Source organism: Nocardia brasiliensis ATCC 700358, from assembly GCF_000250675.2.
Taxonomy (GTDB): Bacteria; Actinomycetota; Actinomycetes; order Mycobacteriales; family Mycobacteriaceae; genus Nocardia; species Nocardia brasiliensis_B.
Genome location: NC_018681.1, coordinates 6695432 through 6717815 on the forward strand (window position 1 = coordinate 6695432; position 22384 = coordinate 6717815).

Annotated in this window: 27 protein-coding genes; 10 read left to right on the forward strand and 17 right to left on the reverse strand. The window is 68.3% G+C overall.

The window, feature by feature from the left end; translation table 11 throughout:
• Positions 1-41: 41 nt before the first annotated feature.
• Positions 42-2030: an APC family permease gene (locus O3I_RS29570; protein WP_014986687.1), complete on the reverse strand. Its 1989-nt coding sequence runs from the start codon at positions 2028-2030 to the stop codon at positions 42-44.
• Between the two features lie 240 nt (positions 2031-2270).
• Here O3I_RS29570 and O3I_RS29575 point away from each other — a divergent pair, with 240 nt between their 5' ends.
• Both O3I_RS29575 and O3I_RS29580 read left to right on the forward strand, forming a co-directional pair.
• Positions 2271-2936 carry a potassium channel family protein gene (locus O3I_RS29575; RefSeq protein WP_014986688.1) on the forward strand — a complete coding sequence of 222 codons (666 nt, stop codon included), beginning with the start codon at positions 2271-2273 and terminating at the stop codon, positions 2934-2936.
• Between the two features lie 2 nt (positions 2937-2938).
• On the forward strand, positions 2939-3610 hold the full coding sequence (locus O3I_RS29580; protein ID WP_014986689.1) for a potassium channel family protein: 672 nt from the start codon (positions 2939-2941) through the stop codon (positions 3608-3610).
• Positions 3611-3648: 38 nt separating this feature from the next.
• Here O3I_RS29580 and O3I_RS29585 read toward each other — a convergent pair whose 3' ends face one another.
• The 3 genes from O3I_RS29585 to O3I_RS29595 all read right to left on the reverse strand — a co-directional run bounded on the left by O3I_RS29585 (position 3649) and on the right by O3I_RS29595 (position 5616).
• The gene (locus O3I_RS29585) at positions 3649-4275 is read right to left on the reverse strand and encodes a sigma-70 family RNA polymerase sigma factor (protein ID WP_014986690.1); all 627 of its coding nucleotides are present in this window, start codon (positions 4273-4275) and stop codon (positions 3649-3651) included.
• A 246-nt stretch (positions 4276-4521) separates the two neighbouring features.
• Positions 4522-5235, reverse strand: coding sequence for a DUF3159 domain-containing protein (locus O3I_RS29590; RefSeq protein WP_014986691.1), 714 nt, complete (start codon positions 5233-5235; stop codon positions 4522-4524).
• Positions 5236-5238: 3 nt separating this feature from the next.
• A complete protein-coding gene (locus tag O3I_RS29595; RefSeq protein ID WP_029899976.1) occupies positions 5239-5616 on the reverse strand; it encodes an OB-fold nucleic acid binding domain-containing protein in 378 nt (125 codons plus the stop codon).
• Between the two features lie 128 nt (positions 5617-5744).
• Between O3I_RS29595 and O3I_RS29600 the strand changes: the two genes are divergently transcribed.
• Positions 5745-6467: an alpha/beta fold hydrolase gene (locus tag O3I_RS29600; protein ID WP_041562954.1), complete on the forward strand. Its 723-nt coding sequence runs from the start codon at positions 5745-5747 to the stop codon at positions 6465-6467.
• Between the two features lie 281 nt (positions 6468-6748).
• Here O3I_RS29600 and O3I_RS29605 read toward each other — a convergent pair whose 3' ends face one another.
• Both O3I_RS29605 and dut read right to left on the reverse strand, forming a co-directional pair.
• Complete coding sequence (locus O3I_RS29605) at positions 6749-7591, reverse strand: DUF3710 domain-containing protein (protein ID WP_041564551.1); 843 nt, start codon at positions 7589-7591, stop codon at positions 6749-6751.
• Positions 7592-7596: 5 nt separating this feature from the next.
• Positions 7597-8088 (reverse strand): dUTP diphosphatase, encoded by a 492-nt coding sequence (gene dut, locus O3I_RS29610; RefSeq protein ID WP_014986695.1) that lies wholly within the window; start codon positions 8086-8088, stop codon positions 7597-7599.
• 156 nt (positions 8089-8244) lie between these two features.
• Between dut and O3I_RS29615 the strand changes: the two genes are divergently transcribed.
• Positions 8245-8730: a DUF3093 domain-containing protein gene (locus tag O3I_RS29615; protein ID WP_014986696.1), complete on the forward strand. Its 486-nt coding sequence runs from the start codon at positions 8245-8247 to the stop codon at positions 8728-8730.
• A gap of 48 nt (positions 8731-8778) precedes the next feature.
• On the opposite strand, the gene O3I_RS29620 is transcribed toward O3I_RS29615, so the two are convergent.
• Positions 8779-9081 carry a DUF4193 domain-containing protein gene (locus O3I_RS29620; protein WP_014986697.1) on the reverse strand — a complete coding sequence of 101 codons (303 nt, stop codon included), beginning with the start codon at positions 9079-9081 and terminating at the stop codon, positions 8779-8781.
• Positions 9082-9570: 489 nt separating this feature from the next.
• On the opposite strand from O3I_RS29620, the gene cei reads away from it, so the two are divergent.
• The gene (gene cei, locus O3I_RS29625) at positions 9571-10248 is read left to right on the forward strand and encodes an envelope integrity protein Cei (protein ID WP_029899980.1); all 678 of its coding nucleotides are present in this window, start codon (positions 9571-9573) and stop codon (positions 10246-10248) included.
• 67 nt (positions 10249-10315) lie between these two features.
• Here cei and O3I_RS29630 read toward each other — a convergent pair whose 3' ends face one another.
• Complete coding sequence (locus O3I_RS29630) at positions 10316-11239, reverse strand: inositol monophosphatase family protein (protein ID WP_041562955.1); 924 nt, start codon at positions 11237-11239, stop codon at positions 10316-10318.
• 171 nt (positions 11240-11410) lie between these two features.
• Between O3I_RS29630 and ppgK the strand changes: the two genes are divergently transcribed.
• Both ppgK and O3I_RS29640 read left to right on the forward strand, forming a co-directional pair.
• Positions 11411-12169, forward strand: coding sequence for a polyphosphate--glucose phosphotransferase (ppgK, locus tag O3I_RS29635; protein ID WP_014986700.1), 759 nt, complete (start codon positions 11411-11413; stop codon positions 12167-12169).
• A 270-nt stretch (positions 12170-12439) separates the two neighbouring features.
• A complete protein-coding gene (locus O3I_RS29640; protein WP_014986701.1) occupies positions 12440-13813 on the forward strand; it encodes an RNA polymerase sigma factor in 1374 nt (457 codons plus the stop codon).
• An 81-nt stretch (positions 13814-13894) separates the two neighbouring features.
• Here O3I_RS29640 and O3I_RS29645 read toward each other — a convergent pair whose 3' ends face one another.
• Positions 13895-14812, reverse strand: coding sequence for a LysR family transcriptional regulator (locus tag O3I_RS29645; RefSeq protein WP_167829189.1), 918 nt, complete (start codon positions 14810-14812; stop codon positions 13895-13897).
• A gap of 96 nt (positions 14813-14908) precedes the next feature.
• On the opposite strand from O3I_RS29645, the gene O3I_RS43090 reads away from it, so the two are divergent.
• Both O3I_RS43090 and O3I_RS29655 read left to right on the forward strand, forming a co-directional pair.
• Entirely contained in the window at positions 14909-15406 is a 498-nt protein-coding gene (locus O3I_RS43090; protein WP_014986703.1) for a cupin domain-containing protein, read from the forward strand.
• The gene (locus tag O3I_RS29655; protein ID WP_014986704.1) at positions 15403-16293 is read left to right on the forward strand and encodes an AfsR/SARP family transcriptional regulator; all 891 of its coding nucleotides are present in this window, start codon (positions 15403-15405) and stop codon (positions 16291-16293) included. The genes O3I_RS43090 and O3I_RS29655 overlap by 4 nt, the downstream gene beginning before the upstream one ends.
• 31 nt (positions 16294-16324) lie before the next feature.
• Here the strand turns inward: O3I_RS29655 and O3I_RS29660 are convergent, their stop codons facing one another.
• The 6 genes from O3I_RS29660 to O3I_RS44185 form a co-directional block, all read right to left on the reverse strand.
• A complete protein-coding gene (locus O3I_RS29660; RefSeq protein ID WP_141692227.1) occupies positions 16325-16564 on the reverse strand; it encodes a hypothetical protein in 240 nt (79 codons plus the stop codon).
• A gap of 248 nt (positions 16565-16812) precedes the next feature.
• Entirely contained in the window at positions 16813-17739 is a 927-nt protein-coding gene (locus O3I_RS29665) for an alpha/beta fold hydrolase (protein WP_081594335.1), read from the reverse strand.
• Positions 17740-18247: 508 nt separating this feature from the next.
• Positions 18248-18703 (reverse strand): hypothetical protein, encoded by a 456-nt coding sequence (locus tag O3I_RS29670; protein ID WP_014986707.1) that lies wholly within the window; start codon positions 18701-18703, stop codon positions 18248-18250.
• 120 nt (positions 18704-18823) lie between these two features.
• Positions 18824-19234 (reverse strand): Fic family protein, encoded by a 411-nt coding sequence (locus O3I_RS29675; protein ID WP_237748151.1) that lies wholly within the window; start codon positions 19232-19234, stop codon positions 18824-18826.
• 15 nt (positions 19235-19249) lie between these two features.
• The gene (locus O3I_RS46545; protein ID WP_014986709.1) at positions 19250-19435 is read right to left on the reverse strand and encodes a hypothetical protein; all 186 of its coding nucleotides are present in this window, start codon (positions 19433-19435) and stop codon (positions 19250-19252) included.
• A 23-nt stretch (positions 19436-19458) separates the two neighbouring features.
• Complete coding sequence (locus O3I_RS44185) at positions 19459-19644, reverse strand: hypothetical protein (protein ID WP_237748152.1); 186 nt, start codon at positions 19642-19644, stop codon at positions 19459-19461.
• A 310-nt stretch (positions 19645-19954) separates the two neighbouring features.
• Here O3I_RS44185 and O3I_RS29680 point away from each other — a divergent pair, with 310 nt between their 5' ends.
• On the forward strand, positions 19955-20713 hold the full coding sequence (locus tag O3I_RS29680) for a rhomboid family intramembrane serine protease (protein ID WP_141692225.1): 759 nt from the start codon (positions 19955-19957) through the stop codon (positions 20711-20713).
• Here O3I_RS29680 and O3I_RS29685 read toward each other — a convergent pair.
• Positions 20703-21887: a cation:proton antiporter gene (locus tag O3I_RS29685; RefSeq protein ID WP_014986711.1), complete on the reverse strand. Its 1185-nt coding sequence runs from the start codon at positions 21885-21887 to the stop codon at positions 20703-20705. The two genes, O3I_RS29680 and O3I_RS29685, sit on opposite strands and share 11 nt — an antisense overlap.
• A 4-nt stretch (positions 21888-21891) precedes the next feature.
• The gene (locus O3I_RS29690) at positions 21892-22374 is read right to left on the reverse strand and encodes a cation:proton antiporter regulatory subunit (protein ID WP_041562956.1); all 483 of its coding nucleotides are present in this window, start codon (positions 22372-22374) and stop codon (positions 21892-21894) included.
• Between the last annotated feature and the right edge of the window lie 10 nt (positions 22375-22384).

The following is a 22384-nucleotide window of genomic DNA, read 5'->3' on the forward strand; positions in this document are numbered from 1 at the left end:
CCATTGCCACACTCGCGGGCTAGTACCGCGCCGACTTCCCGTCACGATCGATCGTCGTAACCGCGGCGGACCGCACCCGGCGCGTTCACCACGCCAGGGGTGCGGGCACGGGTGGAGGAGCTCAATTGCCAAGGGACACTGGTGACCATGACGCCGGGCTCGAAGAGCAGCCTGCCTTTGAGCCGCAACGCGCTCTGGTTGTGCAGCACCTGTTCCCACCAGTGTCCGACGACGTATTCGGGGATGAACACGGTAACCACGTCGCGCGGGGCGTCTTTGCGGACCCGTTTCACGTAATCCAGGACAGGCTTGGTGATTTCGCGGTAAGGCGATTCGATCACCTTGAGCGGCACGGTGATATCGCTTTTCTCCCATTCGCGGACCAGCGACCTGGTGTCGGCGTCGTCGACGTTCACGGTGATCGCCTCGAGCGTATCGGGCCGGGTGGCGCGAGCATACGAGAGCGCGCGCCGGGTCGGCAGGTGCAGCTTGGACACCAGCACGATCGAGTGCGAACGGCTCGGCAGCACACCGTCCCACTCCTGGGACTCCAGCTCGCGCGACACCGAATCGTAGTGCTTGCGAATCATTTTCATCACGATGAAGATCGCGACCATGGTCGCGATGGCGATGTAGGCGCCGGCGAAGAACTTGGTGATGAGCACGATGATCAGCACCGTGCCGGTGGCGGTGAGGCCGACCGCGTTGATCACGCGGGACCGCTTCATCCGCGCCCGCTGCGCCGGATCGGTTTCGGTGCGCAGCAACCGGGTCCAGTGCCGCAGCATGCCGGTCTGGCTGAGCACGAACGACACGAACACGCCGACGATGTAGAGCTGGATGAGCTTGGTCACCTCGGCGCCGAACAGCACGACGAACGCGATCGCCGCGCCGGAGAGGAACAGGATGCCGTTGCTGAACGCCAGCCGGTCACCGCGGGTGTGCAGCTGCCGGGGCAGGTAACGGTCTTGCGCCAGAATAGATCCGAGCACCGGGAACCCGTTGAACGCGGTGTTCGCGGCGAGCACGAGGATCAGCGCGGTCACCGTGGTGATGAAGAAGAACCCGATCGGGAACCCGTGGAACACGGTCTCGGCGAGCTGCGCGATCAGCGTCTTCTGGTGGTATCCGGCCGGCGCACCGATCAGGTCGGACTCGTTGTGCGCGTATACGACCTTGATCTTCTGCGCCAGGATGATGATGCCCATCAGCAGCACGACCGCGATCGTGCCGAGCATTAGCAGCGTGGTGGCGGCGTTGCGCGACTTGGGCTTCCGGAACGCGGGCACACCGTTGCTGATCGCCTCGACACCGGTGAGCGCCGCACACCCGGAGGAGAACGAGCGGGCGATCAAAAAGGCGAAGGCGAGTCCGTACAGGTGCTCGTCCTCCGCCTTCAAGCCGAATCCCGCCGATTCGGCCTGTAGATCGTCGCCGAGCACGAAGATGCGGAACAGTCCCCAGCCGAGCATGACGAACATGCCGAGGATGAAGGCGTAGGTCGGGATCGCGAACGCGGTGCCCGATTCCCGCACGCCGCGCAGGTTGATCGCGGTGAGCACGGCGATGGCGACCACGGCGAACAACACCTTGTGCGTGGCCACGAACGGGATGGCGGAGCCGATGTTGGAGGCGGCCGAGGAGATCGACACGGCCACGGTGAGCACGTAGTCCACGAGGAGCGCGCTGCCGACGGTCAATCCGGCCGTCGGGCCGAGGTTGGTGGTCGCGACCTCGTAGTCGCCGCCCCCGGACGGGTAGGCGTGCACGTTCTGCCGGTAGCTGGCCACCACCACGGCCATCACGAACGCGACGGCCAAACCGACCCAGGGAGCGTAGATGTAAGCGGAGATGCCCGCGGCGGAGAGCACCAGGAAGATTTCCTCCGGCGCGTAGGCCACCGAGGACATCGCATCGGAGGCGAACACCGGGAGCGCGATGCGCTTCGGCAGCAGGGTATGGCCAAGCGAATCACTACGGAAAGGCCTGCCCAGCAGCACTCGTTTCGCTGCCGTCGTCAACTTGGACACTGGAGCGAGCATAGCGGCACCATCGCCGTATCCGGACTCGCCAGGCGCTGTGTAACCACGCAGCAACCCTGACGCGCGGCGTTTCGGCGCACGCGGCGGCACAGTTGTGTTGCGCACGCGACTGTCAGGTTTGGCGCGGGGGTGGAGGGGGAACGTGGCCGATGGAATCATTCGACAGGTACCGTTCGACCGGATAATGAGCAGACCGAACACCACGGTTCCAGGAACGAGGGTTGCACGGTGTACGTAGTGGTCATGGGGTGTGGGCGCGTCGGTTCGGCGCTGGCTCGCGCCCTGGTGCGGGTGGGCCACGAGGTCACGGTGATCGACCGGGACTCCGCCGCCTTCCTGCGGCTCGGCTCGGATTTCCCGGGCGAGCGAATCACCGGCGTCGGCTTCGACCGAGATGTGCTGGTGCGGGCGGGAATCGAACGGGCGGACGCGTTCGCCGCGGTCTCCTCCGGGGACAACTCCAACATCATCTCCGCCCGGGTGGCGCGGGAGATGTTCGGCGTCGAGCGGGTGGTCGCCCGCATCTACGACGCGAAACGCGCCGCGGTGTACGAGCGGCTCGGCATCCCGACCATCGCGACGGTGCCGTGGACCACCGACCGCTTCCTGCGCACGCTCATCAGCGACAGCAGCACCACCACCTGGCGCGATCCCACCGGCACGGTCGCAGTTACCCCGCTGCCCCTGCACGAGGACTGGTACGGACGCACCGTCCGGGATCTGGAGCAGGCGGTCGGGATCCGGGTCGCGTTCATCATCCGGTTCGGCCAGGGCCTGCTGCCCGACAGCAAGACCATCGTGCAGGCCGACGATCTCGTCTACGTCGCCGCGACATCCGGTTCGGTGGGCGAGGCCATCGCGCTGGCAGGCAAGCCCCCCGTGAGCGAGGACTGAACATGAAGGTGGCCATCGCAGGCGCAGGCGCCGTCGGCCGATCCATCGCCAGGGAACTCCTGCGCGGCGGGCACAGCGTCATGCTGCTGGAGCGCCAGCTCGACCATATCGACCCGGAGGCGATCCCGGACGCCGTCTGGGTGCACGCCGACGCCTGCGAGCTGGCGCTGCTCGAGGACGCGGGCCTGGAAACCTACGAGGTGGTCATCGCCGCCACCGGCGACGACAAGACGAACGTGGTGCACAGCCTGCTCGCCAAGACCGAGTTCGGTGTGCGCCGGGTGGTGGCCCGGGTGAACGATCCGCGCAACGAGTGGCTGTTCGACAGTTCCTGGGGTGTCGACGTCGCGGTGTCCACGCCACGGCTGCTGGCCTCGCTGGTCGAAGAAGCGGTGACGGTGGGCGATCTGGTGCGGCTGATGACGCTGCGCCAGGGTCAGGCGAATCTGGTCGAGATCACGCTGCCCGGCGATACCGCCCTCGCCGGAAAGCCGGTGCGCACGCTCACCCTGCCGCGCGACGCCGCCCTGGTGACGATCCTGCGCGGCGGCCGGGTGATCGTGCCGCAGCCCGACGATCCGTTCGAGGGCGACGACGAGCTGTTGTTCGTGACCTCGGTGGAGGCGGAGGAGGACCTGCGGGTCGAACTCGCCAACCACGGCATCAAGCCTTGACTCCCCGACAGGGCTGATGCGCGACGGTCGCGAACGAACTACGCGGCCAGCTTCAGTTCCGCGCGCAGCTTGTTCAGCGCGCGATGCTGCATCACCCGGACGACGCCCGGGCTGGTGCCGATCGCCTCGGCGGTCTGCGCGGCCGACCAGCCGAGCACGATCCGCATGACCAGCACCTCACGATGCGCGGGGGCGAGGATCTTCATGAGTTCCCGGGTGGCCGCGCGCCGTTCGGACGCCAGCGCCCACTCCTCCGGACCGGCGGCGGTCGACGGCGCGTCCGGCATTTCCGCCATCGGATAGGTGGGGTGCTGCTGCGAGCGCCGGAACGCGTCGGACACCTTGTTCGCCGCGATGCCGTAGACGAAAGCGAGGAAGGACTTGCCCTGGTCCCGATAGCGCGGGATGGCGTTCACGGTGGCGATCAGGATCTCCTGCACCACATCGTCGGCGGTGACTTGCAGATGAGCCGTATTACCAAGGCGCGCACCGCAATACCGGCGAACCAGCGGATGGACGATGCGGACGATCTCGCTGACCGCGCCGCGATCGCCCGCCGCCGCGGGACCGATCAGTTTGTCCAGTTCGGCGCCGACCCGGCGGCTCTCCGACAGGGCCGGATGGTGGTTCTTCGACGGTGCTGCGGTCTTGTGCTCGGGGGCCACGGTCCGAGTCCTTTCGTGCGATCGTGCGTGTTTTTCTCGACGCACTGATCGTCTGCCGAACTCGGGTCGCCTTCCAGGCACCCCAGGGTGGGTAACCACCCACCTCTGCGGTGGAATACACCCCACCCCCTGTGTTTTCGCAGGACGCGCCCACAGGGTTAACGCGCCCGCACAGAACGCGCCCGCAGGGTTGACGCGCAACGCAGGCTCGCCCACGGGGTTGAGGCGCTACGCGGGGTTGACGCGCTACGCGGGTTCGGCCGCGGCGGCGCCCCGGCGCACGGGCAGATGACCTGCGCGGCGCACCGCCCACACGGTGACCACCAGCGCGACCGCGGTGAGCGGCCAGCCCATCCCGATCCGGGCGACGGCGAGCCATCCGGTCCGGTCGGTGTCGTAGAGCTGGGACTGCACCAGGTAGCGCGCGCCGAACACGACCACCCACGTGGTGGTCGCGAGGTAGTAGAGGCGCTGCACGCGACGATCCGAGCGCCACTCGGTGCCGTGTCCGTTGAGCACCCCCCAGATCACGCCTACGAGCGGCCAGCGCACCAGCATCGACACCAGGAACACGCCCGCGTACACCAGGCTGGTGTAGATGCCGAACAGGAAGAAGCCCTTCGCCTCCCCCATCCGATAGGCGATGAACGCGCAGATGCCGACACCGAGGAAGCCGGAGATGGCGGGCTGGATGGGGCTGCGCCGGACGAGCCGCCAGATCAGGATCAGCGCAGCGACACCGAGCGCGGCCCAGATGGCGGCGGTGAGGCCCGCGAACCCGTTCACGGGGACGAAGACGACAACGGGGACTGTCGAAGAGATCAGGCCGCTGAACCCGCCGAGCTGCTCGAGCAGCGTCTGCTCGGCGACTGCTTCGTCAGGGTCGACCTGGTCCGGGTCGAGAGCCGTTGCGGGCTCGGTCTGTTCGCCTGGGGCGGCGTTGTCGTTGCTCGATGGCATACGTCAGCTGTTCCCGCGCAATTCGTAGTAGGGGTTGTAGATCACTTTGCGGCCGTCTCGATCGCCGACCCGGCCGCGCACCAAGATACGTCGCCCCGGTTCGATACCGGGAATGCGCCGGCGGCCGATCCACACCAGGGTGATGGCATCGGTGCCGTCGAAGAACTCCGCCTGCACACTGGCGCCCGCGGACTTCGGACACGCTTCGACGCTGCGTAGCCTACCGAGCATGGTGGCCTCGTCGCCGCGGCGACACTCCGAGGCCCGGCACGCGCCGGAGGCCTCGGATTTCTCGGCGAGTTCTTCTGCGTCCAACTGGTCGATATCTTCGGTCAGTCTGCGGCCCAGACGTCGAAAATACCCTGAGGCTGCGGATGACATTTCGCACGCTCTCCTGCATAGAGCAGACAGTGTGGGTCGCACACCATCGTGGTTTCCACATACGACCGGCTGTGGCCGTACCCCCGCCACTGTAGATGCACCAGAGCACCCCCGCTACGCTCGGACCGGTGTTCGACTCCCCACACTCCGTGTCGCCCGCTCAGGTCGTCGTGGCCTTGCCCGGCAGCGGATCCGACGCGGATTTCGCCCGGCGCGCCTTCGAACCGGCGGGCAGAGCGCGCCGTCTCGACGTGGTCGCGGTACAGCCGGACCCCGCCGCCGTCGTCGCGAGTTATCGGGCTGCGCTCGAGGCCGCGGCCGCGACGGGTCCCGTTGTTGTGGCGGGAATCTCGCTGGGCGCGGCGGTCGCGATCGAGTGGGCCGCCGAACATCCCGAGCTGACCGCAGGCGTGGTCGCGGCGCTGCCCGCGTGGACCGGTCCCGACACCGCCGCCTGCCCCGCCACCGTGAGCGCCGGGGTGACCGCGGCCCAATTGCGTGCCGACGGGCTCGACGCCGTGGTCGAGCGGATGCGGGCGAGCAGCCCCGCCTGGCTCGCCGACGCGCTCACCCAATCCTGGCGCGCGCAGTGGCCGGGCCTGCCCGACGCACTCGACGAGGCCGCCGAATACAAATGGCCGGATACCGAACGCCTCAGCGCGCTGGAGGTACCGGTGGCCGTGGTGACCGCGGTCGACGACCCGGTGCACCCGTTCGCCATCGCCGAAGAATGGGCCGCACTGATCCCCCGCTCCGCGATCCACCGCATCACCCTCGCCGAACTGGGCGCCGAACCGGCCGTCCTCGGCCACACCGGCTTCGCCGCCCTCACCCGCACCGGCGCCTTCTGAGCGTCGCCTGCCGAATCAGGCAGGCGTGCAACGAATCTGGGGCGCGAACCTGGCGCACGCAGGGATGGGCGCGTTCCCCAGTTGGTCGGCCGATCGCCAGGTAATGGTTGCGGTATCGGCCGAGAGGCTTCCGCCACCATTACCTGGTGATCAACTGACCAGTAGCGACCGCGCGCGATATCGCCGGGGGAAGCGCACCAGCTCGGCGGCCGAGGTGCCGCGGTCGACCGGACTGCGTCCATCCGCGCGAATCGGACTGTGCGGGTTCGGGTTTCGGCGCGCTAGTTCAGGCCCAGCTGCTGCATGGCGGAACCGTCGGCGCCGCGGCGCGGACCCTCCGGCAGCCGCGGCGGCAGCTGGGGGGTGGCTTGCGCTTGCGCCTGGGCCGCCAGCTGCTGCTGTTGCGCGTCGACCTGGGCCTGATGGGCCGCGGCCAGCTGTTCGGCGAGTTCCTGCGGCAGTACCACGGGCAGCGGCTCGCGCACCGGCAGCGGGTCGTCGCCGCGGCGGATCACGGTCTCGCGCAGGATCGCCCGGGCCGCAGCGACCAGCGGGCTGCCGTCGTTCGCCGCACCGGACGGGCCGGCCGCGACCAAACGCACCATCCAGCGCGGTCCGTCGACACCGATGAACCGCAGATCGGCGCCCTCGGTGACGGCCAGCAGTTCGCGACCCCACGGACCGGTCTCCACCGCGACCCGCGAACCGTCCTTGCGCAGCGAATCCGCGAGATCCGCGGCCACCGTGCGCCACTGGCCCGCCGACTTGGGGGCCGCGTACGCCGCGACGGTGATCCGGCCGTGTTCGGTCGCGAGGTGCACCGCCTGCGGTGCGCCGTCGGGCGTCATCTCGACCTGCAGCTGACCGCCCTGCGGCACGGGCAGGATCACCGAGCCCAGATCGAGCCGTTGCTCGGCGACCCGGTCCAGCAGGTCGGCCACATCGTCGTAGTCGTGCGGGCCGGACGGATGCTCGTCGGCGGCGGCGACATGGCGGCCGGCGGGCACGATCGGGTGCTCGTCGGTGTCGTAGTCGTCCTCGTCGTATTCCTCGACCTCGTCGTACTCGTCGGCCGGATACCGGTCGTCGTCGTAGTCCGCAGACCGCTTCTTCTTTCCGAACAGTCCCATTACGCCTCCTTGCCGGCTGCCCGGCCCGCCCCGGTCAGACTCGCGTGACCGCCGCTGGACCCGTAACCGCCCGCGCCCCGGCTGGTTTCGTCGAGCGAGTCGACCTCGACGAAATCCACCAACTCGACCCGCTGCACCAGCAGCTGGGCGATCCGGTCGCCACGACGCAGCTCGATCGGCGTGCGCGGGTCATGGTTGATCAGGCACACCTTGATCTCGCCGCGGTAGCCGGCGTCGACGGTGCCCGGGGTGTTCACCACCGACAGACCGGCCTTCGCGGCCAGCCCCGACCGGGGGTGGATGAGACCGACCGTGCCGACCGGCAGCGCGATCGCGAGGCCGGTGCCGACCAACGCCCGCTCCCCCGGTTCCAGGATCACGTCGGCGGTGGTGCACAGGTCGACGCCCGCGTCGCCGTGGTGGGCGCGCGTCGGCAAGGGAATGCCGGGATCGAGCCGCAGCACCGCTATCGGCGGCAGTTCATTACTCACGATTCCGCCTCCGGGTACTCGGCTCCATCGTGAGCGGGACTCGGTGTGTCCATGGTTCGCTCGCTTCGCTCCCTCACGTTGGTCGAGCCTACGCGTACAGCTCGGACAGACGTGACTTAGTGTTGACTCGTGTCGGACCAGCCCAACCCAGTGACTATGGACGAGAAACAGCCGAGCCCGCAGCCGTACCGCGAGCGCCTCTGGGTGCCGCTGTGGTGGTGGCCGGTGGCCTTCGCCGTAACCGGCTTGCTGGCTGCCGAAATCCATATGGGCGCACCGGGTCTGCGCGCCTGGCTGCCTTACGTGCTGCTGTTCCCGGTACCGGTGTGGGTGCTGCTCTGGCTGAGCAGGCACCGGGTGGAGGTCGCGCCGGATTCCGCGGGCACGCTCGAACTGCGCGCCGACCGCGCCCACCTGCCGGTGAATTTCGTTGCCCGTGCGGCCGTCGTTGCCCACACGGCGAAAAGTGCGGCGCTGGGTCGCCAGCTCGACCCCGCCGCCTACGTACAGCACCGGCCGTGGATCGGGCCGATGGTGTTGCTCGTGCTCGACGATCCCGATGACCCGACGCCGTACTGGCTGGTCAGTACACGCAGGCCGGAACGGGTCCTGGCCGCGCTCGGAGTGCCGAGCGCGGGCTGATGGCCTGAACCCTCATCGAGATCGTGGGCCGAGCGGGTGTGCTCGTGCTCAGGCCGCGCAGTCCATGCAAATCATCTGACCGCCCTTCTCGCTGGCCAGCCTGCTGCGGTGGTGCACGAGGAAACAGCTGGAGCAGGTGAACTCGTCGGCCTGCTTCGGGATCACCCGAACCGTCAGCACTTCCTCGGACAGGTCCGCGCCGGGAAGCTCGAACGACTCCGCGGTATCGGATTCGTCGATATCCACGACGGCGGACTGTGCCTCGTTACGACGAGCCTTCAGCTCCTCCAGCGAATCTTCCGACACGTCGTCGGTTTCGGTGCGCCTCGGTGCGTCATAGTCGGTTGCCATGTCGTCTTCCCCTCGTCCTTACTTCGTATATCCCGGACCGGTCCACTCACACCGATTCCCTGCGGAATCGCCGTGACTCGTACCGCCCCGCCGGTGGTGCACGTCACACGCACACCGGTCACTCATCAGGGCGGATCGGGCTGATCCACTCCGGATAGCGCTCGGTAAACGCAGGACATGCCCTACTTGTTCCCGCGACCGACCACCAATTTCGCCACCGGCGATTCGATCTGGGCCGCCAGACAATAGCGGACCCCGCGACAAAAGTCGCAATCAAAACACAGACGATTCGAAACCGACGGGTAATCGACACCTCCCGTCGAACTCACCGAGACCTGAGGCGCGGTTGCCGGGCACCGCGGCCCGGTTCGCGGCCCGCCCGCGCGCACCACGCCCGGGCCGGGCAGCGTCGGCCCAGCTCGCACCGCGGCCCCGAACTCCGTCGGCCTGCCTGCGCCCGGACCCGAATCCTTTTCGTAGAGTGTGCTGGTGGTTTCACTGATCACCGAAGGCCGCCCCGTGGATTCCCAGGGCAGGCCCTTCCTCCGCCGACGACCGCAGCCCTGGCTCATCATGCTCGGCGTCCTGCTGCTGATCTGCACGATCGTGTGGGTCAAGGCACTGACGACGACCGAACGCGACACCAGCGCGATGGCCTGCAACTCGCCGAGCCCGGCCACCGATCCCGGCGCCGGGCAGCCCGTCGCGCTCGGCCAGCGGGTCGGCAACGGGCGGTTACAGGACGTGGAACCGGCGCCGCTGGCCGCCGCCAAGGTCCGCGTGCTGAACGCGAACAACCAGCGCGGCCAGGCCGCCCATGTCGCGGCCCAGTTCGGCGATCTCGGGTTCGCCAGCGCGCCCGGGACGCAGTTCGGCAACGATTCGGTGTACGTCAACGGTGACCTCGAGTGCACCGGCCAGATCCGGTTCGGCGTGAACGGCCGTCCGGCCGCCGCCTCGGTGCAGCTGGTGGTGCCGTGCGCCGAGCTGATCGAGGACCAGCGCAGCGACGACACCGTGGACATGGTGCTCGGCTCGCTGTTCCGGGACATCCGGCCCAGCAACGACGCCGAAGAGGTGTTGCGGTCGCTGAAGAACCCCGCGCCGGGTGGACCGCCGCAGATCGATATCAAGCTGCTCGACGCCGCCCGCCAGGCGCGCTGCTAGCTCGCGGCGCCCCGCCGTCGCTCCTGTGCCCCTCGAGACCGCCCGGTTTCGAGGGGCACAGTCGTCTCTACCGGTCGGGAATCGGCTCGGTCGCGCCGATCCGCTCGAGCAGCTCGGCCAGTTCGTCGGCGATGCCCGGCGCGGCGGCGAGCACGAGGTCGCCCGCCGCGCTGGTCGCGGTGGCGGGCGGCAGGGTGAGCCGCGCGCCCGCTTCCGCCGCGATGAGCGCACCGGCGCCCCAGTCCCACGCGTTGAGGCCGTGCTCGAAATAGGCGTCCACCCGGCCCGCCGCGACGTGGCACAGGTCCAGGGCGGCCGCGCCGAGCCTGCGGATGTCGCGCACCTGCGGCAGCACCTCGCCGATCAGTTGCGCCTGTCGCGTGCGCCGGTGCTTGCCGTAGGCGAAACCGGTGGCCACCAACGACATCGAGACGGTCTCGACCGGCGTGCAGCTCAGGTGCTCGACCGCGCCGTCGGCGTCGACGCGGATCGCACCGAGGCCGAGGCCGGCGCTGTAGGTGGCCCGGCGCGCCACGTCGACCACCGCGCCCGCGACCGGCCTGCCACCCCGCAGCGCCGCCACCGACACCGCGTAGCCCGGAATGCCGTACAGGAAGTTGACCGTGCCGTCGATCGGGTCGACCACCCAGTGCACGACGTCGGCGGCCGAGTCGGCGAGCGTGCCACCGCCCTCCTCGCCGAGGATCGGATCACCCGGTCTCTGCTCGGCGAGCAGGCCGCGGATCAGGTCTTCGGTCTCGGTGTCCACGATGGTCACCGGATCGGTCGGGTGGGCCTTGACCTGCACCGCGCCGTCCGCGGGGCCACCGGCCTGCCCGAAGACCTCGGGGCGGCGGGCACGGACGTGGGCGGCGGCGGTTTCGGCGAGGTCGACCGCGACTCTGCGCAGTTCGGCCTCGTCGCCGCGGGCGACGATGATCTCGGAGGTGTAGTCGGACACTGGTGATGAGGTTTCCGGCACGCTCTCCATCGCATCACAGATCCTCGGGAACGCGCAGCATCGATCGCGCATTACTCTTGTCGTGCACGACACAACGCCGTCGTCGGGCACCTCACCGCAAATGCGTGCGCCGACGCGGTAGGAGCCTGTGCCCCGGCGTTGTGCTCCACACCCGCCAGACACAGGAACGAGGGGTTGGTCATGTCCGCTCGGGGGCACGCATTCGGCATCGATATCGGCGGCAGCGGCGTCAAAGGTGGCGCGGTGGATCTGGCCACCGGCGAGCTGGTCCACGAACGGATCAAGATCGCGACACCGCAGCCGTCCACCCCGCAGGCGGTCGCCGACGCGGTGGCAAAGCTGGTCGCGCAAGCCGATTGGGACGGTCCGGTCGGCATCACGCTGCCGTCGGTGGTGCTCGACGGCGTCGCCCGCACCGCCGCCAACATCGACAAGGCGTGGGTGGGCACCGACGCGCGCGCGTTGTTCTCGACCGCGCTGGACGGCCGTCCCGTCACCGTGCTCAACGACGCGGACGCGGCCGGCCTGGCCGAGGACCGCTACGGCGCGGCAAAGGATTTCGACGGGCTCGTGCTGCTGCTGACCTTCGGCACCGGCATCGGCTCGGCCCTGCTGTACCAGGGCACGCTGGTGGCCAACAGCGAACTCGGCCACCTCGAGGTCGGCGGCATGGAGACCGAACATCGCGCCGCCGCGTCGATCAAGGATCGCGACGGTCTCAGCTACGAACAGTGGGCCGCCGAGGTCAGCACCATCCTGATCGGCCTGGAAAATCTCTTCTGGCCGAAAGTATTCGTCGCGGGCGGCGGGATCAGCCGCGATGCCGACCTGTGGATTCCGTTGCTCACCAATCGAACTCAGGTCATCCCCGCGCATCTGAAGAACACCGCGGGCATCGTCGGCGCGGCGATGGCCATCGATGCCGGTATCGCGCCATAACATGGGCGCGGCATGCGAGAATCCGTAAACGCTCCCGCACCGTAGGCGACATCGCGGGCGAAGGTACCCTGGTTAGATCGTTACAATGGAACGTGCCCGGCCTGTTCACGACCGCAAGCGAGTGAATCACAGGCACAGCGCCCTCGGCCCACGACGCAGTCGTGAGCCGGTGCAACCCGACCGGCCCTCCGCCGGTGAAACCCGACAGACCGCTCCGCCGGAAGACCACTCTGGCGTGACGCCGCACGAGACCGTCACGAAAGGGCGTACGTGGTAGCCACGAATACCCGTCAGACCGCCGATTCGGCCGAGGCCGATTCCGCAGATGTAACCGAAGCACGGCCGGTCCGTAAGGCGGCTGCCGCGAAGAAGGCCCCCGCGAAGAAGGCCGCGGCCAAGAAGGCACCCGCGAAGAAGGCCGCCGCCAAGGCGGCCAAGGCGCCGGCCAAGAAAGCCGGCACCAAGAAGGTGGGCGGCGACGGCGAGCCCGGTGCCGACGAGGCCATCGACGACGAGTCGCTCGACATCGAGGATCTCGGCGATCTCGAGGTCTCCGAGGACGACCTGACCGAGGAGGCCGAAGACCTCGTCGTCGAGGAAGTGGCCGAGGCCGCCGAGGAAGAGGTGGAGCCTTCCGCCGCCGACAAGGCCTCCGGCGATTTCGTCTGGGACGAAGAGGAATCCGAGGCCCTGCGCCAGGCCCGCAAGGACGCCGAGCTCACCGCCTCGGCCGACTCGGTGCGCGCCTACCTCAAGCAGATCGGCAAGGTCGCGCTGCTCAACGCCGAAGAGGAGGTCGAACTCGCCAAGCGGATCGAGGCGGGCCTCTATGCGGCGGAGAAGGTGCGCGAGTTCACCGAGCAGGGCGAGAAGCTGCCGGTCGCGATGCGCCGCGACTACAACTGGATCGTCCGCGACGGCAACCGGGCCAAGAACCATCTGCTGGAAGCCAACCTGCGCCTGGTCGTCTCGCTGGCCAAGCGCTACACCGGCCGCGGCATGGCGTTCCTGGACCTGATCCAGGAGGGCAACCTGGGTCTGATCCGTGCCGTCGAGAAGTTCGACTACACCAAGGGCTACAAGTTCTCCACGTACGCCACCTGGTGGATCCGGCAGGCCATCACCCGCGCCATGGCCGACCAGGCCCGCACCATCCGCATCCCGGTGCACATGGTGGAGGTCATCAACAAGCTCGGCCGCATCCAGCGCGAGCTGCTCCAGGACCTGGGCCGTGAGCCCACCCCGGAGGAGCTGGCCAAGGAAATGGACATCACGCCGGAGAAGGTGCTGGAGATCCAGCAGTACGCGCGTGAGCCCATCTCGCTGGACCAGACCATCGGCGACGAGGGCGACAGCCAGCTCGGTGACTTCATCGAGGACTCCGAGGCCGTGGTCGCCGTCGACGCGGTGAGCTTCACGCTGCTGCAGGATCAGCTGCAGTCGGTGCTGGAGACGCTGTCCGAGCGCGAGGCGGGCGTGGTCCGGCTGCGCTTCGGCCTCACCGACGGTCAGCCGCGCACCCTGGACGAGATCGGCCAGGTCTACGGGGTCACCCGGGAACGCATCCGCCAGATCGAGTCCAAGACCATGAGCAAGCTGCGCCACCCCAGCCGCTCCCAGGTCCTGCGCGACTACCTGGACTAGGAACAGTACGAGAACGCCCCGCATGCGCGCACCGCATGCGGGGTTTTTTCGTTCGAATGCGCAGTGGCGCAAGGGTTTCGGTTACGAGGCGGGAGCGCAGGTGCCTTCGGCGACGAGTTCGGCGGCGACCTTGGCCGCGATGCGGGCGAACGCGGAGACCAGGGGGCGGGTGTCGCCTTCGCGAACGGCGAGGGCCAGCACCGAGGGGGCGACATCGCGCAGCGGTCGGGCGACGACGCCCGACCACGGAAAGAAGTGCGCGACCGAGGCCACCGACACGGCGACCGCCTGGCCGCTGCCGACCGCGGCGAGCAGATCCTCGAGGGTGGTGACGTAGGCGCCGATGGTCGGCGGGCCGTCGCGGTAGTCGCCCAGCGTCATGAAATGCTGGGCCGCCAGGTGCCGGTTGTCGGTCCACCAGGCGAACGGCTGGACGGCCAGGTCCGCGGGCGCGACCGCCGGACTCGCGGCCAGCGGATCGTCGGCGGAGAGCAGTGCGATGCGCTCCTCGGCGAGCAAGGGCGTGATCTCGAGACCGTCGGGCGCGGGCAACCAGATGAGCCCCAAGTCGGCGGTGCCCGCCAGCACGCCCGCGCTCGGGTCGTCGAATTCGACCTTGCCGACGGTCAATGCGACATGCGGGTATTCGGCGGCGAAGGCCCGCAGCATCCGCGGCGTGACGTCCAATCCGGTAACGCCGCGGATGCCGATCCGCAATTCGGTGCGCTCCCCCGATTCGGTCTCACGGGTATCGGCGATCGCCGCGCCGACCGTGTCGAGGATGTCGGGCACCCTGGCCAGCAGCGTGCGGCCCGCGTCGGTGAGCGTCACCTGCCGGGTGCTGCGTTGGAAAAGCGTTGCGCCGATCCGGGTTTCGAGCTGTTTGATCTGGTTGCTCAACGCCTGCTGGGTCAGGTGCAGGCGCGCGGCCGCCTTGGTGAAGTTCAGCTCGGTCGCAAGTACGTGGAAAGCGCGCAGGTGCCGGAGTTCCACATCCACAAGCCAGGATTGTAGATCCGACAGCCGATCGGTGTTTCCGTTCTCGGCTCGGCGCATCGAGCATGGTTCTCAGCGGATCACGAATCGAGGAGCGCCTTGCCGGAACAACGACGTCACGAGCTCGGGCCGTACGAGCCGATCGCCGAGTGGGCGTTCGGGTGCCTGATCGTCTGGCATCAGCTCGGCGAGACCACCGGCGGGGTGCTCTCGGTCGCGGAGATGGTGGTGCCGCGTGGCAGCGAACCGCCGATCCATCTGCATTCACGAGAAGACGAACTGTGTTTCGTCCTGGAGGGTGAGGTGACGATGCATCGCGGACTCGATCGGATAGCGGCAGGTCCCGGCACCTCGGTCTGGCTGCCGCGCGGTATCCAGCACGGATTCCGGGTGCACACCGACACGGCCCGCGTGCTGCACCAGTACACGCCCGCCGGAATCGAGAAGGCGCACCGGGCATTCGGCACCGCGGCCACCGGCCGAGTCCTGCCGCCCGCCGCCACGCGACGTCGCGAGCGGGCGGAGATCGAGGCCGAGTTCGCCCGCTACGGGGTGACCCTCGTCGGCCCGGCCGCGAGCACGCAGTGGCAGACATGACCGCGCCGGCCACCTGTCCGCTGCCGGATGCCGCACCGGCGTCGGCGCAGCTGCGGATCCTCGGCCCGGTGCAGGTCACCGCCGGTGACACGGTGATCGGGGTGGATCGGCCGCTCGAGCGTGCGGCCCTGGTGCGGCTGGCGCTCGCCGGTGGTGTGCCGGTTCCGGATCGACGGCTCGCCGCCGATCTGTGGGGCGAGGGTGAACTCTCGCGACCGATCGAACGGTTACGCGTCGTGGTGTCGCGGCTGCGTTCGGCGTTGGGCCCGCACGGCGGCGCCGTGCTGCGCACCCCCGCGGGCTACCGGACCACGATCGTCGCGGGTGACCTGCTCGCCGCCGAATCGATCGCGGACCGCCTGCACGCCGCACGCCGCGCCGGGCAGCACGTCACCGCCCATGCGGCCGCCGACGAAGCGTTGCGCCTGTGGCGCGGACCTGCGCTCGCCGACCTGCGCTGGACGCCGTACGCGGAGGTCGAGGCCGCCCGGTTGGACGAGTGGCGGCTCGAATTGACCATCGCCGGACTGGATTCCGCGCTGCGGGTCGGTTCCGGCGCGGAACATCTGCGAACCATGGCCGTGCTCGCGGGCGAATACCCGCTGCACGAGCCACTGACCAGGCTGCACGCGCTCGCCCTGTATCGCGCGGGCAGGCAGGTCGACGCCCTGGACCAGCTGCGCGGGCTACGGCACGCGCTCGCCGAACAATTCGGCGCCGCACTCGCACCCGATACCGTCGACCTGGAAGTGCGCATCCTGCGCCACGATCCGACGCTGATCGTCGGAAAGCCCAGCAGGCCAACGGCTGCCACGCTGCGCCTGGTGCGGCACCGGGACGTCACGCTGCGGGCGCACCGGTTCCGGCGACCCGAACTCAGCTCCTGAGCGCCGCTCGTGGCTTCTCGCGCAGCATCATTCACCGCACGCAAGTCTGCTGGTTGTAGTCGACGATGCGCTGCGCCACCGCACCGATATCGGCCTGCGCGGCCGAAGGGTCCGGCGTGGTCGCCGCCATGAGCTTTTCCTGCGAGTCCGCGAGTTCGTTCCAGTCGGCCTTGATCTCGTCCGGTGCCAGCCCGGCGAGCTTGCGCATCTTGGGCACGGTCTCCGAATTCGCGGTATCGGGCACATAACTCCCACTACCCAGATCCTTCAAGGCGTCACAATAGCCCTGATCCGCACTCTCACTATCCCCACATCCCGCGAGAATTCCTGCACCCAAAGCGAATACGATCGAAAAAGCTTTCATTCGGCGCATTTCCAAGCCTCCAACGTTTCCCTGCCCCGCACTGTAGTGCGTCCCCACCCGACGACCGAGTTCCACCTTCCCGCACTATTTCTGCGGCTTCGCACCCGCTGTGGCGTGCCCTAGCGGGTGCGAAGCCGCAGAAAGGGTGCGCAGGGTCAGGAAGGGACGGACAACAGGTGGGCGAGCAGGTGGGCGGAAGTTGCGACCGCGGCGTGTTCGGGGATGTTGTGGCCCGCGTCGGCGAGGACTTCGAGGCGGTACGGGCCGGTGACCCAGTCTCTCGTGGCCTGAATGCCCGACATCGCGACCATGCGATCGTCGGGGGCGGCGAGGAACAGCGTCGGCACCGTGACGAGCTTGCGGTATCCCTCGAAGTCGTTGGCGCGGTACCAGTTCAGCGCCGCGGTGAGCGCGCCCGGCTCGGCTAGGCGGCGAAAATACTCGGCGCTCTTCCACTCCGGAACGCCCGTCAGCTTCGGCGGGCCACCGGCGAGGATCGCGTCCTCGGGGATCGGCGACGGCTGCCGGAATCTGTTCATGTAGGCCGAAGCCTGTTGCTGCGCAGGGTCGTTCCGCAGCGCGTCGGCGAATGCGGCTGGGTGCGGCACGGAAACCGCTGTCAGCGAACGGATTCGATCCGGACGATCAGCCGCCGCGACCCACGCGACGACCGCACCCCAGTCGTGCCCGACCAGATCGAACCGTCGCCAACCCAGGGCATCCGCGATCGCCCACACATCGGACACGAGCAGGTCGAGCCGATAGTCCTCGATCCGGCCGGGCCGCACCCCCGGCGAATACCCCCGCTGATCGGGCGCGACCGCCCGGCACCCTGCGGCGGCGAGCGCCCCCAGCTGCTGATCCCATTCGATACCCAGCTCCGGAAAACCATGCAGCAACAACACTTCCCGTCCCTGCGCCGGTCCGGCGGCCACCGCCTCGAACACGCCCACGCCGGTCGGAATCCTGACCGCGTCCAGCCCGGCAGGGGCCGCACCCGCGGACGCGGCCCCTGCCGAAGCCAGCATCACCCCGCCCAGCTGAGCGAACCGCCTTCTACTGAACCGTGTCCCGCGCGCCATGCGGTCGACGTTAACCCCGGCGGCATCGTCACGCGTCATACCGCAGACCGATCCGCCCGTGCCTCCACGGGGTCACGTTGCTGAGCAGCCGAACTCGCGGCCGAGGAGCCGGGTCAGTGTCGGCTCAGCGGACGCGACAGGACATAGATCCGCAAGCCCTGGCTCCCGCGCGCGAATTGTCGCGCCACACGCGGATTCGTCGGCAATTACGTGCGCGGCAGGCAAATACGTGCGCGGCAAGCAAAGCCCTGCGCGGCAGGCAATTACGTGCGCGGCGGGAAATAACGTGCGCAGCATGCAAAGCCCTGCGCGGCAGGCAATTACGTGCGCGGCAAGCGAAGATCTGCGTGGCGCGCAACGACTCGCGGCGCGCACTCAACTCGCATAGGCGGGCGGCGTCCGTGCAGCGCCGACCGAGGCAGCACTCCGGACGGGCCCGTCGAACCGCCTCAGTGGGCGTGGCTACTGAGCGGACCTCGCCACAGAGCCGAGCCCGATCGACCCCCACTCATCGCAGCGTGTACTCGGTTCGCGACACATTGAACCCGTACTCGGCATTCACGCACTGGATACCCGATTCCCGCGGCAACCCGGTACAGGTGATCGCAGCACTGGCGATGATCTTGCGGAACGGCAACCGCTCCCCGAGCATCACGATCTGTGTACAGCTGTAGCTCGCCTCCGCGGGCCCCTGATTACGCAACGTGAACTTCGGATACGGCCCATAACCCCCACAGTCCGGTTTCGGCCCGGGCAGCGTGATCGCCCACCCGTGCACCACACAGAACACCTCCTGATCATCGAGAATGCAGCCCACCTGCCCCGGACTGGTATCCACCTCGGAAAACACCTGCCGGGTCGCCTGCGCCGGCCCCGCCCCCGCCCCCGCCCCCGCCCCCGCCCCAAACATCATCGCGCCCAGCGCAATCCCCAACGCAACCCTGAAAATTCGCAACTTGTACATGCCCCCACCCTCACCGCCCGGAGTTTCACCGCCACTTCACCCGAATCTCGAGCACCTACCGCGAATCAGCCCGCGGCCCTGGCACTTCCATCCGTGACGTCCCGATCAAGCCCCGTAGCGCTATTCGAGTGCACCGAATCTCTGCGTGATCCAGAACTCTGTCAACGGTGCCAACGAGTGATCGACGTCGTAGACCCGCAGCGCCGACAAGTAGGCCTCGAACTGGTCGGAGTCCCGATCGACATAAAGCGGCACGACCGGAAGATCGAGGCGCTGCATCATCTCGGCCAGCATCATCCGCACTGCGCGCCCGTTGAAGTCCTTGAAGGGATGAATGTGCAGGAACTCGGCTTCGATGTACGCCAGCAGCTCGATCTGGAGATCCAACGCACCGTGGGCGTATTCGAGCCGGGCATCAACGTTGTCCGGCATCTCCCATACGAGACGCTGTACGTGATAGTGCTCCGGCGGATAGTGGCTGCCGACCCGAACAGAGCACGTTCGCCACTCGCCCGCGATATCAGGAAGCACATCTTGCAGGATCCGCTAGTGGAACCCGCGAATGAGTTCCGTGTCGAAGGGGAGCCGCGTGAACTCGCCCCGAGAAATCTCGTCCAGTGCAACCCGCAGCGGCTCGGCGATCATGTCGGAGATCTCGGTGTACGTCTTGGTGCCGAACGGGGTGTCGAAACAACGCGTCAGGCTGCTGACGTCCTCTACAGACTCCGACAATGCGTCCTCCCCCTAGTAGCAGATCAACCGCCTGCCAGTTGCCGCATCCGAGCCTGACGAATCCATTCCGCGGAAACCGGTTCGCCTTCCATCGCCATGCTCCCGACGACGTGCTCGATCACAGATTCACGACGGCGACGTATCTTCTCCGCGAGCGGAAGTGCACGCCACGCGGCGACCTTCGTCGTAAGTTCTTTATTCATCGCCATCACACCTCCTGCACCACAATACGGCTTCCGAATCGCGGGGGCGAACGACATTTTCGCAGTTCAGCGGCATGCTCGGCATCGCTCGGATCAGGACGGCCCAAGGCCAGGGATGTCGGCGGAGTCGAGGGCGGTACGGGAGGTGTCTTCGAGGTCTACGCCGGAACGGCCCAGGCGGTAGGCGCCAGTTCTTCGGAGCGAATGTTGCCCGGGTGTGAAACGAGGTTATGGACGCCGCCTCGCCGCCGGTGACTCAGCGCACACGCCGGGCGGGTCGCGTGCCTGCGTCATGGCGACACGGCACACTTGGCTGGTGGTTGCCTCTCCGGTCCAGTTCCGGTCGCCCTGGACTCAGACCATCGACCTCAGGACCGAGCTGCGCACCGCGTGGGACTGGCTACGCCGTCCTGCGCTGGTGCGCCGGATCCTTCCCGCGATCCGCACCCATTTGGGCGCGGCCCCGGCCAGCACCGCGTACGCGTTCACCCTGTTCGTCACGTGGTGGACGTTGCGGGGTGTGGGTGACTCGGTGGAGCGCAGGCTGATCTTTTCCGCTTCGACCAATCTCTACAACATGCGGCACAACCCGGTGCAGGTGCTGGTCGCCTCGGCGTTCTGGACCGACGGCGGGTTCCCGTGGACGACCATCGTCAGCTTCCTGGTGGTGATGGCCTATGCCGAACGCTGGCTCGGCACCGGCCGCTGGATCGTGCTGTTCGCCACCGGGCACATCGGCGCGACGCTGCTCACCGTCACCGGTATCTCGCACGCCATCGACCGCGGCGTCATCCCGTTGAAGGTGGCCGTCGCTGCGGATGTCGGTACCAGCTACGGCTTTTCGGCGGTGCTGGCCGCGATGGCGTTCCGGTTCCGCGGACCGGTCCGGCTGCTGTGGGCGGGCACGCTCACCGTGGTGCTGGTCGCGGCCTTGTGGATCGGGCCGACCTTCACCGATTACGGCCACCTGTGCGGGGCCGCCATCGGCTTCGTCGTCGGCGCGCTGGCGACGCTGCTCGGCCGCTGGGTGCAGCGGCGCACGGCGGCGAAAGAGCCGGTTGCGCTCAACCGGTGAGCACAGCGGGCTTGGTGCGCCGCTGCACCAAGCCGACGGCCGGTTCCACCACCCGCGCCACGATCGGCCCGAGAATCGCCATCAACAGCACGTACGCCGAGGCGAGCGCGGCCAGCTGGCCGTCGACCCCGCCGACGGTCACCGCCAGTCCCGCGATGACGATCGAGAACTCACCACGCGCGACCAGCGCCGCGCCGGCCCGCGCGCGACCCATCCGCCGGATGCCCTGCCTGCTCGCGGCCCACCAGCCGGTCGCGACCTTGGTCAGCACGGTGACCACGGCCAGCCCGACCGCCCAGCCGAGCACCGGCGGGATCGCCGTCGGATCGGTGGTGAGGCCGAACGCCACGAAGAAGATCGCCGCGAACAGATCACGCAGCGGCTCCAGCAGTTTCGCGGCCTCGTGCGCGGTCGAGCCGGAGATCGCGATACCGAGCAGGAACGCCCCGACCGCCGCGGACACGTTCAGCGCGGAGGCCACCCCGGCCACCAGCAGCGCCGCGCCGAGCAGCTTGAGCAGGAACACTTCGCGGTCGTTGCTGTCCACGACGGCCGAGACGTAGCGTCCGTAGCGCAGCGCCACCACGAGCACCACCGTGATCGCGGTCAGCGCGACGGCGAGCGATTTCAGTCCGCCGACGAAGCTCACGCCGGCCAGGATGGTGGTGAGGATCGGCAGATACACCGCCATCGCCAGATCCTCGAACACCAGGATCGACAGGATCACCGGCGTCTCCCGGTTACCCAGCCGCCCGAGGTCGTCGAGCACCTTCGCCACGATGCCCGACGACGAGATATAGGTGACCCCGCCCATGGTGACGGCGCCGATCAATCCCCAGCCGAGGATCAACGCGACCACCACGCCGGGCGTCGCGTTCGCGACGATGTCCACCAGGCCCGCCGCCCACGAGCGGCGCAGGCCGGTCACCAGTTCCGGCGCGGTGTATTCCAGGCCGAGCAGCAGCAACAACAGCACGACGCCGATTTCGCCTGCCACATGGCCGAATTCGTTGGCGGCGGTGAGTTTGATGAAGCCGCCCTGACCGAACGCGAGACCGCCGAGCAGATACAGCGGGATCGGCGACATCCCGAAGCGCCCCGCCAGCCGCCCGAACATGCCGAGGGCAAAGAGAATCGCTCCGAGCTCGATCAGGGCGAGCGCGGTTTCGGTCACGGGCTCAGCCGTGGGTCAAGATCTTCGCGGCCGCGTCGAGGCCTTCCGGGGTACCGACCACCACGAGCAGGTCGCCCGTGGTGAAGGTGAAATCCGGTCCGGGCGAGGGATGCAACTGCCCCGCGCGCATCACCGCGACGATCGACACCTTGGTCCGGGTGCGCATCGCGGTCTCGCCGAGGGTGCGGCCCGCGTAGGGGGACTCCTCCGCGATCGCCATCTGCCGGGTGGTGATGCCGGGCAGATCGCTGTGCTCGTCGTTGAGTTTGGCCACGAGCTGGGGCGCACCGAGCAGGTTGGCCAGCACGGCGGCCTCGTCGGTACTCAGCGGAATCTGCGCCGCGCAGGCGTCCGGATCGTCGAGTTTGGAGACGATCAGGTCGATGTCGCCGTCGCGGTGTGCGACCACGCCGATCCGGCGGCCCGACCGCACCTCGAAGTCTTTTCGGACTCCAATCCCGGGTAGCGCAGTGACGTCGACATTCACACACTCCAGG